Genomic DNA, 14,997 nt, shown 5'->3' with positions numbered 1-14,997 from the left:
AATAAGGTAATAGAAAACGAGTAAAACTATTACATTCAGTTTTACTCATTTTTTTATTAAATATGATAATCAAATAGTTTCTTAGAAGTATTAAAAGACGTGAAAAAATGGATTACGAAAATATTAGCTATTAATGAGCGTGTTTTGTAGAGGAAATCATGGTTAATCAACACGCCTGACGTCACATATTACTTTTTATGCCTGATTTTATGAATTCACACCATTCACAAGATTTTCACAGAATTAATGACTATACTAATTAACAGGATGTTCAAATGAAAATGATTATCAATAGCGATTCAATTGAATAAAAGTTACCTTCTAATTCAATCTATGGATGTCATCATTTTCGAAATAAATCACACTATAAGGAGTATACATATGAAAAAATCTATGCTTTTAAAATTAGTGAGTATTCTAGCAGTTTTCACTTTAATGTTAGTAGCTTGCTCAGATTCAAGTAAAGAAACTTCGAAGGCTAATAATAAAGATAATGGTAGTGATAAGCCAAAAACGGTTGAAATCACTGATGCTCATGGAACTGTTAAAGTACCTGTAAACCCAAAGAATGTAGTTGCTTTGGATAACAGAACTTTTGAAACTTTATCTGATTGGGGAATTAAATTAGCGGCTGCTCCAAAGGATATCATGCCTGCTGATTCAGCATATAAAAAGGATGAAAAAGTTCAAAATATTGGGAATCACCGTGAACCAAATCTAGAAATTATTGCAGCGGCAAACCCTGACCTTGTAATCGTTGGTCAAAGATTTGCTGACCATTACGAAGAAATCAAAAAATTAGTACCAAATGCAGCAGTTATTGATCTTAATTTTGATGTTTCTGAGAAAGCTACTAAGCCTGGCGAAAACTTAGTAAAAGGACTTAAAGATTCTACAATTACTTTAGGAAAAATCTTTAATAAAGATAAAGAAGCTAAACAATTAGTAGCTGATTTTGATAAATCTATTGAAAAAGCAAAATCTGCTTATAACGGAAAAGATAAAGTTATGAGTGTTATCGTTACTGGTGGTAATATTGGCTTTGCTGCGCCGCACTCTGGTCGCGTTTGGGGACCAATGTATGAAATTTTCGGTTGGACTCCAGCGTTAGAAGTTTCAAATTCTACTGCAGGTCATAAAGGTGATGACGTTTCTGTTGAAGCTATTGCACAAACAAATCCTGATTGGATTTTCGTATTAGATCGTGATGCTGCAACATCTGATGCAGCTAAGTCAACACCTGCTAAGGATGTTATTTCTAAATCACCTGCTCTTCAAAACACAACTGCTGTTTCTAAAAAACAAGTTATTTATGCACCAGAAGATACTTACACAAATGAATCAATTCAAACTTATATAGAGTTATTTGGAAATATGGCAAAAACTTTAGCTAAGTAGTGTAAAGGGGTACGAAACAGTGTCAAAAAATATGATTTCTAGGGTTGAGAATATTTCTCAACCCCAGTTTTATAATCAAAATAAAATATGGACAAAACCTTTTATAATAGCAGTTATAGTTGTTATAATTTTAGGGATTATATCACTGTTTACTGGAGTTTATGATATACGTGGACAAGAGGACGGGACAGAGATGTTTTTCATAACTCGTGTTCCGAGAACAGCTGCATTAATGCTTACTGGAGCTGCGATGGCGATGGCAGGGCTCGTAATGCAACTCATTACACAGAATCGCTTTGTTGAACCTACTACAACGGGGACTATTGAATGGTCAGGCTTAGGCCTGCTTTTTGTGTATTTATTATTTCCTGCCCCGACTTTAGTTCAAAGAATGACTGGTGCAATCATTTTTTCTTTTATAGGAACTATGATTTTCTTTCTATTTTTAAGAAGAGTTAAGCTTCGTTCGTCTTTAATTGTTCCGATTATTGGATTGATGCTTGGAGCAGTAATTTCTGCAGTGTCTACTTTTTTAGGACTCCTTTTTCAAAAGACGCAAAGTATTGAAACTTGGTTTGTAGGTTCATTTGCTAACATTCAGGTGGGAAGATATGAATATTTATGGCTGATTGTTATCATTACTTTTCTTATTTTTATGTATGCTAATAGATTGACTTTAGCTGGACTAGGAGAAGATGTCGCAACAAGTCTTGGAGTTAATTACAATAGAATTGTTCTTTTTGGGACTGCTCTTATCTCTGTTGCAGTTGGAATTGTTGCAGCTGTTATTGGACACTTACCTTTCTTAGGATTAATTGTGCCAAATATCGTTTCAATGTTTAGAGGTGATGATCTTAGGAGTAATTTACCTTGGGTTTGTGTGATCGGAATGGGATCAATAACTGCCTGTGATATCATTTCTCGAACAATTATAAAGCCTTTTGAATTACCTGTTTCATTAATCCTTGCAACAGTGGGAGCAGTCGTGTTTATTACTATTTTATTGAGAAAAAGAAAACCAAGGAGGCTACGATGATCACATTAGAATATAGAAATAAAGAAAATGTCGAAATCGATTCTAGCCTTCATAATGAAAGTAGATCAGCTAGCGCTTTTCGTTCTAAGAAGGAAGCAAGGCGTTATTGGATTTTACTGATAACATTGATTGGTTTAGGTCTCCTTTCTTCATATGGACTTTTAGTGTATAACAATCCAGTTCCGATAGATTCACCTTCTTTTATCCCAGTTGTTAAGAGAAGGATAGTAGCTATTGTTGCAATGATTATTGCTGCGGTTTGCCATAGCTTGTCGACAGTTGCTTTCCAATCTATTACGAATAATAAAATTATTACTCCTTCACTTTTAGGTTTCGAATCACTTTATTCAGCAATTCAAACGAGTACAGTATTCTTCTTTGGTGCTAGTGCGTTAATAAATTTTAATGGAATTGGCTCATTTTTATTCCAAGTTGTTGTTATGGTCTTCATGAGTTTGATACTTTATGGATGGTTACTTTCCGGTAAATACGGGAATTTACAACTTATGCTTTTAGTTGGAATTATTATTGGTACCGGGCTAAATTCTGTGTCAACTTTCATGAGAAAACTACTTGCGCCTTCAGAATTTGATATTTTACAAGCAAGACTATTTGGTTCTGTTAATCATGCAGATCCTGCATATTTTCCTATTGTAATTCCTATGATCATAATTGTAGCGGTATTAATTTTTGCTCATTCTAAGAATTTGAATGTTTTATCACTAGGAAAAGATGTCGCTACTTCTTTTGGAGTTAAATACCAACCTAGTGTAATTTATACGCTTGTATTAGTAGCTATTTTAATGTCCATTTCAACAGCTCTAATTGGGCCACTTACTTTCTACGGCTTTTTAGTGGCAACTTTGAGTTATCAGGCAGCGTCAACTTATGATCATAGATATATTTTTCCGATGGCTTTTGCTATAGGATTTTTAATAATGACGAGCGCATACTTTTTAATGTATCATGTATTCCATGCTCAAGGTGTAGTTTCAGTTATTATTGAATTATTTGGTGGAATCATATTCTTAACTATAGTTTTAAGGAAGAGGGCTTTATGATAAAAATTGATAATGTTAAAAAGTTCTATACTGATAAGGTAAAAATAGGACCTTTGGATATTGAAATACCAAAAGCAGGCTTTACTTCTTTAATTGGACCAAATGGTGCTGGAAAGTCAACGACACTTTTGATGATTGGCAGACTTTTAGATATGGATGAAGGCCAAATTCAGGTAGCAAATATGGATGTTTCTGAATCCAAATCAAAAGACTTAGCAAAAGTTTTGACTATATTGCGACAAGAAAATCATTTTGTAACTAGGCTTACAGTTAGACAATTAGTTGGATTTGGGCGCTTTCCTTATTCAAAGGGAAGGTTGACTAAAGAAGATGAGGTTATCATTTCTAAATATATCGATTTCTTAGATTTAACTAGTTTAGAGAATAGATATTTAGATGAGCTTTCTGGTGGTCAAAGACAAAGGGCATATGTAGCGATGGTACTGTGCCAAGAGACGGAATATGTACTTTTGGACGAACCTTTGAACAACCTTGATGTTGCTCGTTCTGTTCAAATGATGGAGCATTTGAGACGTGCAGCTAATGAATTTGGAAGAACAATTTTGACTGTTATGCATGACATAAATTTTGCAGCTAAATACTCGGATAAAATTTGTGCTATGAAAGATGGACAAATTGCTGCTTTTGGAACAGTAGAAGAGGTTATGGACTCAACACTTTTGACAGATATTTTTGAAACAAAAATAGAAATTATTAATGGTCCTTATGGGCCAATAGCAGTTTATTAGTTATAAAATGTCTTGCGTAGATTATGCAAGACACTCTAGTTGAAGTTGCTGTCTGTATTTTATAGGCAGCAGCTTTTTTTATGTGATTACTCATAAAATGCAAAAGAATGCTTCACCTTTTCAAGTATGTACCAAACGAAAAAATATCTCTGTATAATTTTTCAAAAGAATTCAGCTTGTTTTTTTATATGTAATATTGCATATCAGAGTGTATTGATAAAAGTGTAAGGGGTCACTATAATGAGGGCATAAAGATAAATCATATTTTCGTAGCAATAAAAAGGAGGAAATAATATGGAAATCGCAATGGCAGTTTTAAAATTTGTAGGTGGCGTAATCCCGTTAATTCAAGAACTTTTAAAAGCATTTATGTAAATTTATTAGTTAGCAATCATTTATCAATCATTATCATATTTTACTAAAAAAAGAACGGGGTGATTTTTCTGAATATTAAGAAAAACACTAAAAGAAGAAAGTTCCTTGCATGTTTATTAGTTAGTCTATGCACTATTAATTATTCATCTATTTCCTTCGCAGAAACACAAGCAAGTAATGCAACTGATGTAACCAAAAATGCTAGTGGCATTGATACTGGTATAGCAAATCTTAAATATAATAATCAAGAGGTTTTAGCTGTAAATGGTGATAAAGTAGAAAGTTTTGTTCCGAAAGAAAGTATCAATTCAAATGGTAAATTTGTAGTAGTGGAACGCGAGAAAAAATCACTTACAACGTCACCAGTCGATATTTCAATTATTGATTCTGTAGTGAATCGCACGTATCCAGGAGCTGTACAACTTGCTAATAAAGCTTTTGCAGACAATCAACCGAGTTTATTAGTGGCTAAGAGAAAGCCTTTGAATATTAGTATAGACTTACCGGGCATGAGAAAAGAAAATACAATCACTGTCCAAAATCCGACATATGGTAATGTAGCTGGAGCAGTAGACGATTTAGTATCTACTTGGAATGAAAAGTATTCTACAACACATACGTTACCTGCAAGAATGCAGTATACGGAATCTATGGTTTATAGTAAATCACAAATTGCAAGTGCTCTTAATGTTAACGCTAAATATCTTGATAACAGTCTAAATATTGATTTTAATGCGGTTGCAAATGGAGAGAAAAAAGTGATGGTAGCGGCGTATAAGCAAATATTTTATACGGTAAGTGCTGAACTACCTAACAATCCATCCGACCTTTTTGATAATAGCGTTACTTTTGACGAGTTAACTCGAAAAGGCGTAAATAATTCGGCTCCACCTGTTATGGTTTCAAATGTAGCTTATGGTAGAACGATTTATGTAAAATTAGAAACAACATCTAAGAGCAAAGATGTACAAGCTGCTTTTAAAGCCTTACTTAAGAATAACAGCGTTGAAACAAGTGGACAGTATAAAGATATTTTTGAAGAAAGTACCTTTACTGCTGTAGTATTAGGCGGAGATGCGAAAGAACATAACAAGGTTGTTACTAAAGATTTCAATGAAATCCGAAATATTATTAAAGATAATGCTGAATTAAGTCTTAAAAATCCAGCATACCCAATTTCATATACAAGTACTTTCTTAAAAGATAATGCAACTGCTGCTGTTCATAACAATACAGATTATATTGAGACGACAACTACAGAATATTCAAGTGCTAAAATGACACTTGATCATTACGGTGCTTACGTTGCTCAATTTGATGTATCTTGGGATGAATTCACATTTGATCAAAAGGGTAACGAAGTACTAACACATAAAACGTGGGATGGTAGTGGAAAAGACAAAACGGCTCATTACTCTACAGTTATCCCTCTTCCACCGAATTCAAAAAATATAAAAATTGTAGCAAGAGAATGTACAGGTCTTGCATGGGAATGGTGGAGAACAATTATTAATGAACAAAATGTTCCATTAACAAATGAAATAAAAGTTTCAATTGGAGGAACAACATTATATCCAACAGCTAGTATTAGTCATTAAGTATAAAAAAAGCGCCCTATAAGTAGGGCGCTTTTTTACTTAGTCACAAATTTTATTCCTCTATTTGCCGGGCAGCCCGATTGATGAGGGCTGATTAATAATGTAATTCCTAATATAGTTAATCGGCGTTGATTTACTTCTTCACGTAAAATGGATTGAAATGAAATTCCTATTACTTGGACAAGTGTTGCTAAAAGTGTGGCAATTGGAAGAATAAAACTTTATGTTCCTTTGTTTTGGGCCAACTTAAGAAACTTTTGTAAAATGATAGGATTACAAAAATGTAATGTGGGTGTAAGGAAACTGGATTGTACCATCTGTATGGTTAAAGCATACTTAAGGTAAGGAAGATTTATATTTTAACGGGTATAAATCTTACAAGTAGAATAGAAAGGTTAGGTATTATCATATGAAATGGATCATGAGAATTTTTGTGTTATTAGCTATAGTAGGAGGTGCTTTCTACTATATGAAGTCAGGGAATGGATACTATTTGACTAAACAATATTATGTAAAAGTAACGACTGATTCTAAAGTAGAAAACGAAAAATTGAGTAATGGAGAAGTTCTTACGTATCATGTTTACGATGAGAAGGTGTACGATAAAAAAGGGGAAGAAAGAGAACTGAAAATTTCCTTGCAAAATGAATTGGAAAAAAATCAATATTATTTGATTGATTGGGAAGATCGCCGTGGGATTGTTTCTAAAATAGCTAAAGTGAATCAAGCAAAAATAGATAAAGGTATTTTAGATAAGTTGAACGCAAATTCATAATATTTCAGGATAAGTTAATCAAAAGCTGTGTTGGCGTAAGATTTATAAGAAAAAGGTATTGTAGCAAAAATAAAAGAGATTATTATAAAACAAAAAAAACCGAACCGTCTGGTTCTGTCTTTTTTTAGGAATGAAGAATGAATTTTACAAATGATGTGCACAAAACTGGATTGCTACAATTGGGATGACATGTATGAATAGTGGACTGTAACACTTATGTAGATGGTTTGCAGAGATATAAAATCAATATAGAAGAGGAGTATTATTCTAGATGACTTATGTAACTACAATTTTATCAATAGCGGGTATCGTTATCATGTCTTTAGCGAGGATTAATTTTAAAATAAGGGCGTTTGCTAATAAACCAGCTTGGGGTGGCTTCACTCTTCCCTTAATTCTAATTGGATTTATTTTATTTTGTATCGGTATGTTTTTAGGTTTTGTAAATCATCAACTATAAGGTGGAAATATTGTGAAGACGAAAAGCTACATGTTTTTCGTCTTTTCGTTCTCTTGCTTAATAAGAAAGATCCTGCAACTCAGTACAGGATCTTTAATCAAACGTATTTAAAAACTAAATTGTGGTTTCATATCACCTTTATAAGGTTCATGTTCAACGAATATAGTTATATCCTTACCAGTTTGGTCTTTACCAGTTCTTTTATACGTAAATTTATTCTTATTTAGTTCAGTAAGCTCAAGAGCAGCACCGTATTTATTATTTCCAATTGAAACATGGGCTCTTATTTTATTTTCGTGTACAACATCGAAGTAGCCATAATCACCGCGGCTTTGACCTGTTTCGCTATTGAAGAACTCATATTTATTAGATTTGTCATCAAATTTTGCTAAACTTATAAAATTCGAATTAAACTGTGTTACATCGTTACCAGCTTCGTCTAATACCTTTGTTCCGTGCCAAAGGGTACCGCCCAAAATTTTATCTCCATCAACGTTTTGAACAATATCTCCTGTAGTCGTGTTCAGCTGCTTGTCCGGATCAGTGAAAGAAAGTTCTTTTTCTTTATATGGGACATGTTCAACGAAAACTTCTACATCTTTACCGTTAGCGTCTTTCCCCATTCGTTTATAAGTAAATACATTTTTGTTTAGTTTTGTCATGTCAACGACAGCTTGATACTTCATTGATTCTGAAATTAATATTCTCTTCTTCCCATCATTTGTGACAAAGAAAGTTCCTTTATCGCCACGACTTGCACCTGTTTTAGCATCAAAAAATTCATATCTGCCTGACTTCGCATCATATTTTGCAAGACCAATGAAGTTTGCATTCTCTTTTGTTAAGTCATTCTTATCTTTGTCATACACTCGTGTACCTTGCCAATTTGTCTCGCTAAGAATATTAGCCATTTTTTGCCCTTTAGTTAATTTATTTTCCTTTTTTGTTTCTTTAGCAACTTGTTCTTGTTTTTGTTTCCCATGATTTTCTTCAGCTTTAGTACCAGCACACCCTGTTAATGCTAATGTGAATCCGAGCAGTACGGATGATAGTGCTTTTGCTTTTTTGTTCATGTTTTATCGTCTCCTTATTTTATGATTTCAAGTAGTACGGTTAGCGATTATAGTAGCAGTGCGTCATATATGAACTTAGTTGCTACGTTTCTTATGTTAATCCCCGACTATAAACTGCCTCTAAATAAAACATTAAAAAAAGATAAACTAATTCCTAAAAAATGTTCATATTTATAAAAAATCGCTAGCTTGCTGTAGTGCCTACGAGTAATCCAAAAAATACATTGTAAAGAAGAAGGAAAGCCGCTAATAATAATGTAATTGCTAATAGAGCTAATCGATTGTAGTGCAAAACTTTTGAGAAAAACTGTAGGGGTGGTGTTTTTGTAAGACTCTTTCGTTAGCAATCGGTTGTACATCATCATGAATTTGAACACCTAATGTATCAGGTAAGAAGAAAGTAGCCCCTTCATTGTTCGCAATATGTTGTACATAAATAACTGTTTTATGTTTTTCACGAAATGCTTTCAAAACTTCTTTCGCTTTTTGTGCGGCTTTTTCAGGTTGATGTAATTCCATATTGCCACCTTCAAAGTAATCATTTTGTATGTCTACTAATAGCAACGCTTCGTTCATCGTTATGCCCCCATACTTAGTGATTCAGCACGTTATTTGTACTGTACCGTTATTATATAAATTGTAGCTATGCGGAAGTAATAACGTTGTGAAACGATTTTGGGGTATATAGTTTCAGTGTGAAAAAAGTGAAAGTTGCTATAAGTACAAATGGATTTTGTGGACTTCACGGCAAAGTTATAGATAGAGTGGCATTGCAGGGTTAAAAACCATAACTTTGCTGGAGGAGCGGGTTATTTTTTTTTATGAGGAAATACGATTTTAAGTTTTTGCTGAAGGTGTTTTTCTAGGATATGCTGTGAGTGATTGGAGTGAGGTAGTGTCAGATATTGTCGACCAATCGATATATTGGAAAAATCGTTGATATATTGTGAGTTATGATAGATATATTGGAAAAATCGTTGATATATTGTGAGTTATGATAGATATATTGAAAAAATCGTTGATATATTTGTAAAGGGGTGTTTGAGGTGATTGTGAAAGAAAGAAAAATGCCGATTTATATAAGACAGTTAGAAGCACTGCTTAGAAGGTTACCTGTACATCATCCAAAACGAAATTTAATTGGAGAAAACTTGGCAAAACACATGGCGGGGTATAAAGGGGAGCAAGCAATTGATTATCCACTTAGTTTTATTTCTGAGAAAGAGTATAGTGTTTTACATGATGTTCGCTTATCTAATCATGATCAATACTTTCAAATTGATACTATTATCATTTCCACAAAGTTTCTTCTTTTTCTTGAGATAAAAAATATAGCAGGTACATTAATGTTTGATGCAAAGTTTAATCAACTTATCCGAATAACAGAAGGAAATTCAGAGGGATTTCCAGATCCGGTTTTACAAATAAAAAGGCAAGAAATACAATTAAAGAAGTGGTTAAGCTTACATGGATTTTCCTCTAGTCTTCCAATCGAGTCCCTCGTTGTTATTAGCTCGCCTCGTACCATTATAAAATCTTCAGATGACAATCTTCTTCATACAATTATTCATAGTGCAAATTTACCTCATAAAATAAAGTGGTTTGAAAGTAAATATAAGAGAAAAGTTATAGATAATGTAGATAGGCTCATTCATCAAATAATAACGGAGCATTCTCCACTTCAACAAAATATACTTGAGCAATATAAAATAGAAAAAGAGGAGTTGTTAAATGGAGTACAATGTGAGAAATGCTTAGTTATTCCAATGGTTAAAGTGAAGAAGGGCTGGCGTTGTACAAGTTGTAAAGATTTTTCAAAAGTGGCACATGAGGATGCTATACGAGATTATGCATTGCTCATTAGTACGACATGTACGAACGGTAATTTGAAAGAGTTTCTCCATGTTTCGTCGGGTATGGTTGTAAACAGAATTCTCCACACACTAAATCTCCCCTACACTGGCAACAACAAAGGACGAATATATGATTTAACTTCTTTCCAATCGTAATTTTGCTATAATAAATAAGTACTTATACGAAGGGGAGTCTAAAGAGAAAATGAAGTCATTTAATATCGATCATGTTATAGCTAGTGTTTTGCAATGGATATTAAATATAGCTTTAATTATATTATCCATTGTGTTATCGATTTTCTTAGTGAATGAGACAATTACGTTTGTGCAGTATATTTTTTCGGCAAAAGAGTATACGTCTTATAAATTGGTTGAAAGTATCATCGTTTATTTCTTATACTTCGAGTTCATTGCATTAATTATTAAGTATTTTAAATCGAACTATCATTTCCCGTTACGTTATTTTATTTATATCGGAATTACGGCCTTAATTCGATTGATTATTGTGTCTCATGAGGAACCGATGGAGACGTTATTATACGCAGGAGCAATTCTTGTTTTAGTTATTGCTTTATACATATCGAATATGAGAGATTTGAGAAAAGAGTAGTAGTGCAGACATAAGTTTGCACTACTTTTTTACATCTTGACCTTCAAGTTGCTTGAAAGTTTACAATGAAATTAGGGCGTTTGAAATCGAAAAAAATTGAGAAATTAAGTGAAGAGGTTTCTTTTACTTGGAGGTTATAGGAATGAATCAGGAATTGAAGTTACGTCCATTAGAACGAGAAGATTTAAAGTTTGTACACGAACTGAATAATAATGCGCATATTATGTCGTATTGGTTTGAAGAGCCGTATGAGGCATTTGTGGAGCTGCAAGACTTATACGATAAACATATACATGATCAAAGCGAACGCCGATTTATCGTTGAGAAAGACAATGAAATGGTTGGATTAGTTGAGTTAGTAGAAATCGATTATATTCACCGTAGAACAGAATTCCAAATTATTATTGATCCGAATTATCAAGGATATGGTTATGCAGTGGATGCGACGCGTTTAGCAATGGATTATGCTTTCGCTGTATTAAATATGCATAAGATATATTTAGTTGTGGATAAGGAAAATGAAAAAGCAGTACATGTTTATAAAAAGGTTGGGTTTATGGTAGAAGGTGAGCTTATCGATGAGTTTTTCGTTGATGGTAACTATCATAATGCGATAAGAATGTGTATGTTTCAGAAGCAATATTTTGAAAACAAGTAGTTGAAAGATTCGGAAGTAATGTTGACGCTTCGTAAAACCGTATGCTAAAATCCCTTTTAAGTATTAAGGAAGGTGCAGAATATGCTTTATATAAAATTTGTAAAACTCATTAGAAAACTTTGCTCCGCACAAATGTATACGGTGAAGCGTTGTACGGAGCTTAATCAAGGGGTATAAATCCCCTATATTCATCGGCTGAATAACTTTTCTAAAAAAGTATAGTTTATCTATGCTTATTTCGTTATGGTTTTTCAGCTGGTGTATAAAATAGATTAAGGGGCCATAGACAATGCTTTGTCTATGGCCCTTTGTGTATATTATTCCGATGAGTCTTTACTATAAATTGGAGTAGTATAGGAAAAACCATGAAGCAGAGGGCTAGTGTCGAATGACGCTATCTCTCTGCTTTTTTTAATTTCAGGAAAAGAGGAATAAAAATGAGTTTACTTAAAGTTGAAAGTTTATCACATAGTTTTATAGATAAAGTATTATACGAAAATGCTTCTTTTGATTTGCATAAAGGGGAGCATATGGGAATTGTTGGACAGAATGGTGCAGGGAAAAGCACATTAATGAAAATATTGGTGGGGGAAATTATTTCTGATAAGGGAGACATAAAGTGGCAACCAAATATTCAAATTGGACATCTTGATCAATACGCAGAAATTGATGAGGGTTATACCATTTCTCAATATTTAAAGAGAGCCTTTTATGATTTGTATGAAATGGAAAAGAGAATGAACAAGTTATATGAAGAAAGTGCGATGACCGGAGATGAAAATCAACTATTGAAAGCGGCAGAAATTCAAGGACTGCTCGAGGCTCATGATTTTTATTCAGTAGATAGTATTACGAATAAGGTGGCATCCGGCTTAGGTATTGATGTGATTGGGATGGATCGTGTTATTGGTGAATTAAGCGGAGGGCAGCGTGCAAAGGTAATTTTAGCGAAGCTCTTATTAGAAGAGCCTAATATTTTATTACTAGATGAACCGACGAATTTTCTTGATAAGGAGCATGTGGAGTGGCTTGCTAATTATTTAATGAATTTTGAAGGAGCGTTTATTGTCATATCACATGATTTTGATTTTCTGGAAAAGGTAACTTCTTGCATATGTGATGTAGAGTTCGGGACAGTTAAGAAGTATTACGGCAAATACTCAGATTTTGTAAGGCAGAAGGAGCATTTGCGAAAAGATTATATTCGCCAATATTATGCACAGCAAAAGAAAATTGAAAAAACGGAAGAGTATATTCGTAGAAATATTGCTGGGGTGAATTCAAAAATAGCGCAAGGTCGTAGAAAACAATTACAGCGTATGGAAAGAATTGCGCCACCAAGTTTTACTCATAAACCGTCTATTCATTTTCAGGAACTTCCCATTTCAGTTCAGACAGTTCTTGAAGTAAATAACCTTGAAGTTGGTTACGACTTCGCTCTCTTACCAAAGTTGAATTTTTCAGTAATGGGTAGGCAAAAACTTGTTATTACAGGTTTCAATGGAGTAGGAAAATCTACTTTATTAAAAACAATCGTTGGAAATATTGATAGTATTTCTGGAGAGTTTCACTTTTCAGAGCAAATAAAGATTGGATATTATGAGCAAGATTTAAATTGGAGCAATGATTCTTTAACGCCGCTTCAAATTATTTCAGAACAGTTTCCTAAACTGAATATGAAGGAAATACGCCATCATTTAGCTGCGTGTGGAGTGAAGGATACGCACGTTTCGCAAGAAATTCGTACGTTAAGTGGTGGTGAACAATCGAAGGTGAAACTGTGCGGATTATTATTATCACCTTGTAACTTATTAATTTTAGATGAGCCGACAAATCATTTAGATGCAGAAGCGAAGGAAGCTTTGCAAAAGGCGCTAATTAAGTTTAAGGGCAGCATTATACTCGTATCTCACGAAGCGAGTTTTTATCTTGATTGGGCAGATAGCATCTTTCATATAGAGACAGGATTAGTTAAGGGGGTGTGAAACATATGAGTGAAAACAATTGGAAAACGAAAATTATATTATTTTTGACCGCTCAAACTATTTCGTTGTTCGGTTCCTCTCTCGTACAATACGCGATTATATGGTATATCACCCTTACAACATCATCAGGAGTGATGTTGACTATTTCAACTGTTTGCGGTTTTCTACCACAAATTGCGATATCTTTGTTTGCAGGTGTTTGGATTGATCGTTATGACCGTAAAAAGATGATTATGTTATCTGATGGAATTATAGCGATTGCGACGTTAGTTTTAGCAATTTTATTTTTAACAGGATATAAAAGTATTTGGTTACTTTTTATTGTGTTACTCATTCGTTCAGCTGGAACAGGAGTACAAACGCCAGCTGTAAATGCATTAATTCCGCAAATCGTTCCGAAAGAGTATCTTATGAAAGTAAATGGAATAAATAGCAGTATTACATCTTTAATTATGTTTCTTTCTCCAGCAGCAAGTGCGATGATTCTTTCTATTGCCAGCATTGAAACAACATTTTTTATTGATGTTATTACGGCTATGATTGGAATTAGTATTATGTTTATCATTCAGGTGGAAGGACATGTGAATGTAGAGAGTAAGCAAAAATCTAATCTACAAGGAATTAAAGAAGGATTCTCTTATTTAAAAGAAAATGTATTTATTAAAAGGCTAATCGTTTTATTAATTATCGTCATGATTTTAATAAGTCCAGCTGCTTTTTTAACACCTTTAATGGTAACTCGTTCTTTCGGGGCCGAAATGTGGAGACTTACTGCTAGTGAGATGACCTTTAGTGCGGGTGCGGCAGCTGGTGGCGTATTAATTGCGGCGTGGGGTGGTTTTCGTAATCGTATGTATACAACAGCGCTAGCTTGTGCATTATATGGACTGCTTATGATTGGACTCGGAATAGCACCAATATTTATTATATATTTAGTCTTTAATTTTTTAATTGGTATAACGATGCCGTGCTTCAATACACCAGTTACTGTGTTATTGCAGGAGAAAGTAGAACCATCAATGCACGGACGGATGTTCAGTCTTGTACAAATTGCGAATTCATGCGCGCTTCCTCTAGGAATGATAATATTTGGGCCATTGTCGGATATGTTTAGTGTAGAGATTTTGTTAATTTATGCTGGGATATTCGTGCTATTTTGCGCAATGTATATAGTATTAAGCAAGAGGTTTGAAGTGTAAATATTTATAATACAGAGGGTTTGCGAAGTGATTTAATATGCTTCGTAAACCTTTTTGTTATTAGTTTAGTCAATAATTATTTATCGTTAAACAATAATTAATTATTGACTGTTAATGTTTTTTTAGATAATATGATGTTAACGATTTAAGGAGAATTACATAAGTAG

13 protein-coding genes and 1 pseudogene are annotated in these 14,997 nt (G+C 33.5%); 12 read left to right on the top strand and 2 right to left on the bottom strand.

Going from position 1 to position 14,997, the window contains the following annotated elements:
* The first annotated feature begins 381 nt into the window (after nt 1–381).
* From ACZDYH_RS19915 to ACZDYH_RS19885, 7 genes are all read left to right on the top strand, one after another.
* Nucleotides 382–1,398: a siderophore ABC transporter substrate-binding protein gene (locus ACZDYH_RS19915; RefSeq protein ID WP_000749445.1), complete on the top strand. Its 1,017-nt coding sequence runs from the start codon at nt 382–384 to the stop codon at nt 1,396–1,398.
* A 19-nt stretch (nt 1,399–1,417) separates the two neighbouring features.
* A complete protein-coding gene (locus ACZDYH_RS19910; protein WP_086388916.1) occupies nt 1,418–2,434 on the top strand; it encodes an ABC transporter permease in 1,017 nt (338 codons plus the stop codon).
* Nucleotides 2,431–3,495 (top strand): iron chelate uptake ABC transporter family permease subunit, encoded by a 1,065-nt coding sequence (locus ACZDYH_RS19905; protein ID WP_000631250.1) that lies wholly within the window; start codon nt 2,431–2,433, stop codon nt 3,493–3,495. The genes ACZDYH_RS19910 and ACZDYH_RS19905 overlap by 4 nt, the downstream gene beginning before the upstream one ends.
* Nucleotides 3,492–4,244 carry an iron ABC transporter ATP-binding protein gene (locus tag ACZDYH_RS19900; protein ID WP_000590071.1) on the top strand — a complete coding sequence of 251 codons (753 nt, stop codon included), beginning with the start codon at nt 3,492–3,494 and terminating at the stop codon, nt 4,242–4,244. The genes ACZDYH_RS19905 and ACZDYH_RS19900 overlap by 4 nt, the downstream gene beginning before the upstream one ends.
* A 434-nt stretch (nt 4,245–4,678) precedes the next feature.
* Nucleotides 4,679–6,217 (top strand): anthrolysin O/cereolysin O family cholesterol-dependent cytolysin Alo, encoded by a 1,539-nt coding sequence (gene alo / locus ACZDYH_RS19895; protein WP_000576726.1) that lies wholly within the window; start codon nt 4,679–4,681, stop codon nt 6,215–6,217.
* Between the two features lie 409 nt (nt 6,218–6,626).
* Nucleotides 6,627–6,992, top strand: a complete 366-nt coding sequence (locus tag ACZDYH_RS19890; protein WP_002164645.1) for a YxeA family protein — start codon at nt 6,627–6,629, stop codon at nt 6,990–6,992.
* Between the two features lie 271 nt (nt 6,993–7,263).
* On the top strand, nt 7,264–7,452 hold the full coding sequence (locus ACZDYH_RS19885) for a hypothetical protein (RefSeq protein ID WP_000222858.1): 189 nt from the start codon (nt 7,264–7,266) through the stop codon (nt 7,450–7,452).
* A gap of 107 nt (nt 7,453–7,559) precedes the next feature.
* On the opposite strand, the gene ACZDYH_RS19880 is transcribed toward ACZDYH_RS19885, so the two are convergent.
* A complete protein-coding gene (locus ACZDYH_RS19880; protein WP_284996581.1) occupies nt 7,560–8,525 on the bottom strand; it encodes a DUF4822 domain-containing protein in 966 nt (321 codons plus the stop codon).
* 303 nt (nt 8,526–8,828) lie between these two features.
* A pseudogene (locus ACZDYH_RS19875) lies at nt 8,829–9,101 on the bottom strand (isochorismatase family protein); the annotation flags it as partial.
* A 476-nt stretch (nt 9,102–9,577) separates the two neighbouring features.
* On the opposite strand from ACZDYH_RS19875, the gene ACZDYH_RS19870 reads away from it, so the two are divergent.
* The 5 genes from ACZDYH_RS19870 (at nt 9,578) to ACZDYH_RS19850 (ending at nt 14,830) form a co-directional block, all read left to right on the top strand.
* Nucleotides 9,578–10,534, top strand: a complete 957-nt coding sequence (locus tag ACZDYH_RS19870; protein ID WP_002184034.1) for a nuclease-related domain-containing protein — start codon at nt 9,578–9,580, stop codon at nt 10,532–10,534.
* A gap of 49 nt (nt 10,535–10,583) precedes the next feature.
* Nucleotides 10,584–10,988 (top strand): phosphate-starvation-inducible protein PsiE, encoded by a 405-nt coding sequence (gene psiE / locus ACZDYH_RS19865; RefSeq protein ID WP_000834708.1) that lies wholly within the window; start codon nt 10,584–10,586, stop codon nt 10,986–10,988.
* Nucleotides 10,989–11,130: 142 nt separating this feature from the next.
* The gene (gene speG / locus ACZDYH_RS19860; RefSeq protein ID WP_001071089.1) at nt 11,131–11,646 is read left to right on the top strand and encodes a spermidine N1-acetyltransferase; all 516 of its coding nucleotides are present in this window, start codon (nt 11,131–11,133) and stop codon (nt 11,644–11,646) included.
* 437 nt (nt 11,647–12,083) lie between these two features.
* A complete protein-coding gene (locus ACZDYH_RS19855) occupies nt 12,084–13,631 on the top strand; it encodes an ABC-F family ATP-binding cassette domain-containing protein (RefSeq protein ID WP_017657025.1) in 1,548 nt (515 codons plus the stop codon).
* A gap of 5 nt (nt 13,632–13,636) precedes the next feature.
* The gene (locus ACZDYH_RS19850; protein WP_001293755.1) at nt 13,637–14,830 is read left to right on the top strand and encodes an MFS transporter; all 1,194 of its coding nucleotides are present in this window, start codon (nt 13,637–13,639) and stop codon (nt 14,828–14,830) included.
* The last annotated feature ends 167 nt before the right edge of the window (nt 14,831–14,997 follow it).

It is taken from the genome of Bacillus sp. EB V-12 (genome assembly GCF_056158125.1).
Note: the sequence above shows the minus strand (reverse complement) of the source record. Positions and strands in the feature narration are given on the sequence as shown.

Bases quoted from the DNA above. Each gene is read 5' to 3' on its own strand.
- ACZDYH_RS19915 (WP_000749445.1), top strand. From the start codon at position 382: ATGAAAAAATCTATGCTTTTAAAATTAGTGAGTATTCTAGCAGTTTTC.
- ACZDYH_RS19905 (WP_000631250.1), top strand. From the start codon at position 2,431: ATGATCACATTAGAATATAGAAATAAAGAAAATGTCGAAATCGATTCT.
- ACZDYH_RS19900 (WP_000590071.1), top strand. From the start codon at position 3,492: ATGATAAAAATTGATAATGTTAAAAAGTTCTATACTGATAAGGTAAAA.
- ACZDYH_RS19890 (WP_002164645.1), top strand. From the start codon at position 6,627: ATGAAATGGATCATGAGAATTTTTGTGTTATTAGCTATAGTAGGAGGT.
- ACZDYH_RS19885 (WP_000222858.1), top strand. From the start codon at position 7,264: ATGACTTATGTAACTACAATTTTATCAATAGCGGGTATCGTTATCATG.
- ACZDYH_RS19880 (WP_284996581.1), bottom strand. From the start codon at position 8,525: ATGAACAAAAAAGCAAAAGCACTATCATCCGTACTGCTCGGATTCACA.
- psiE (WP_000834708.1), top strand. From the start codon at position 10,584: ATGAAGTCATTTAATATCGATCATGTTATAGCTAGTGTTTTGCAATGG.
- speG (WP_001071089.1), top strand. From the start codon at position 11,131: ATGAATCAGGAATTGAAGTTACGTCCATTAGAACGAGAAGATTTAAAG.
- ACZDYH_RS19855 (WP_017657025.1), top strand. From the start codon at position 12,084: ATGAGTTTACTTAAAGTTGAAAGTTTATCACATAGTTTTATAGATAAA.
- ACZDYH_RS19850 (WP_001293755.1), top strand. From the start codon at position 13,637: ATGAGTGAAAACAATTGGAAAACGAAAATTATATTATTTTTGACCGCT.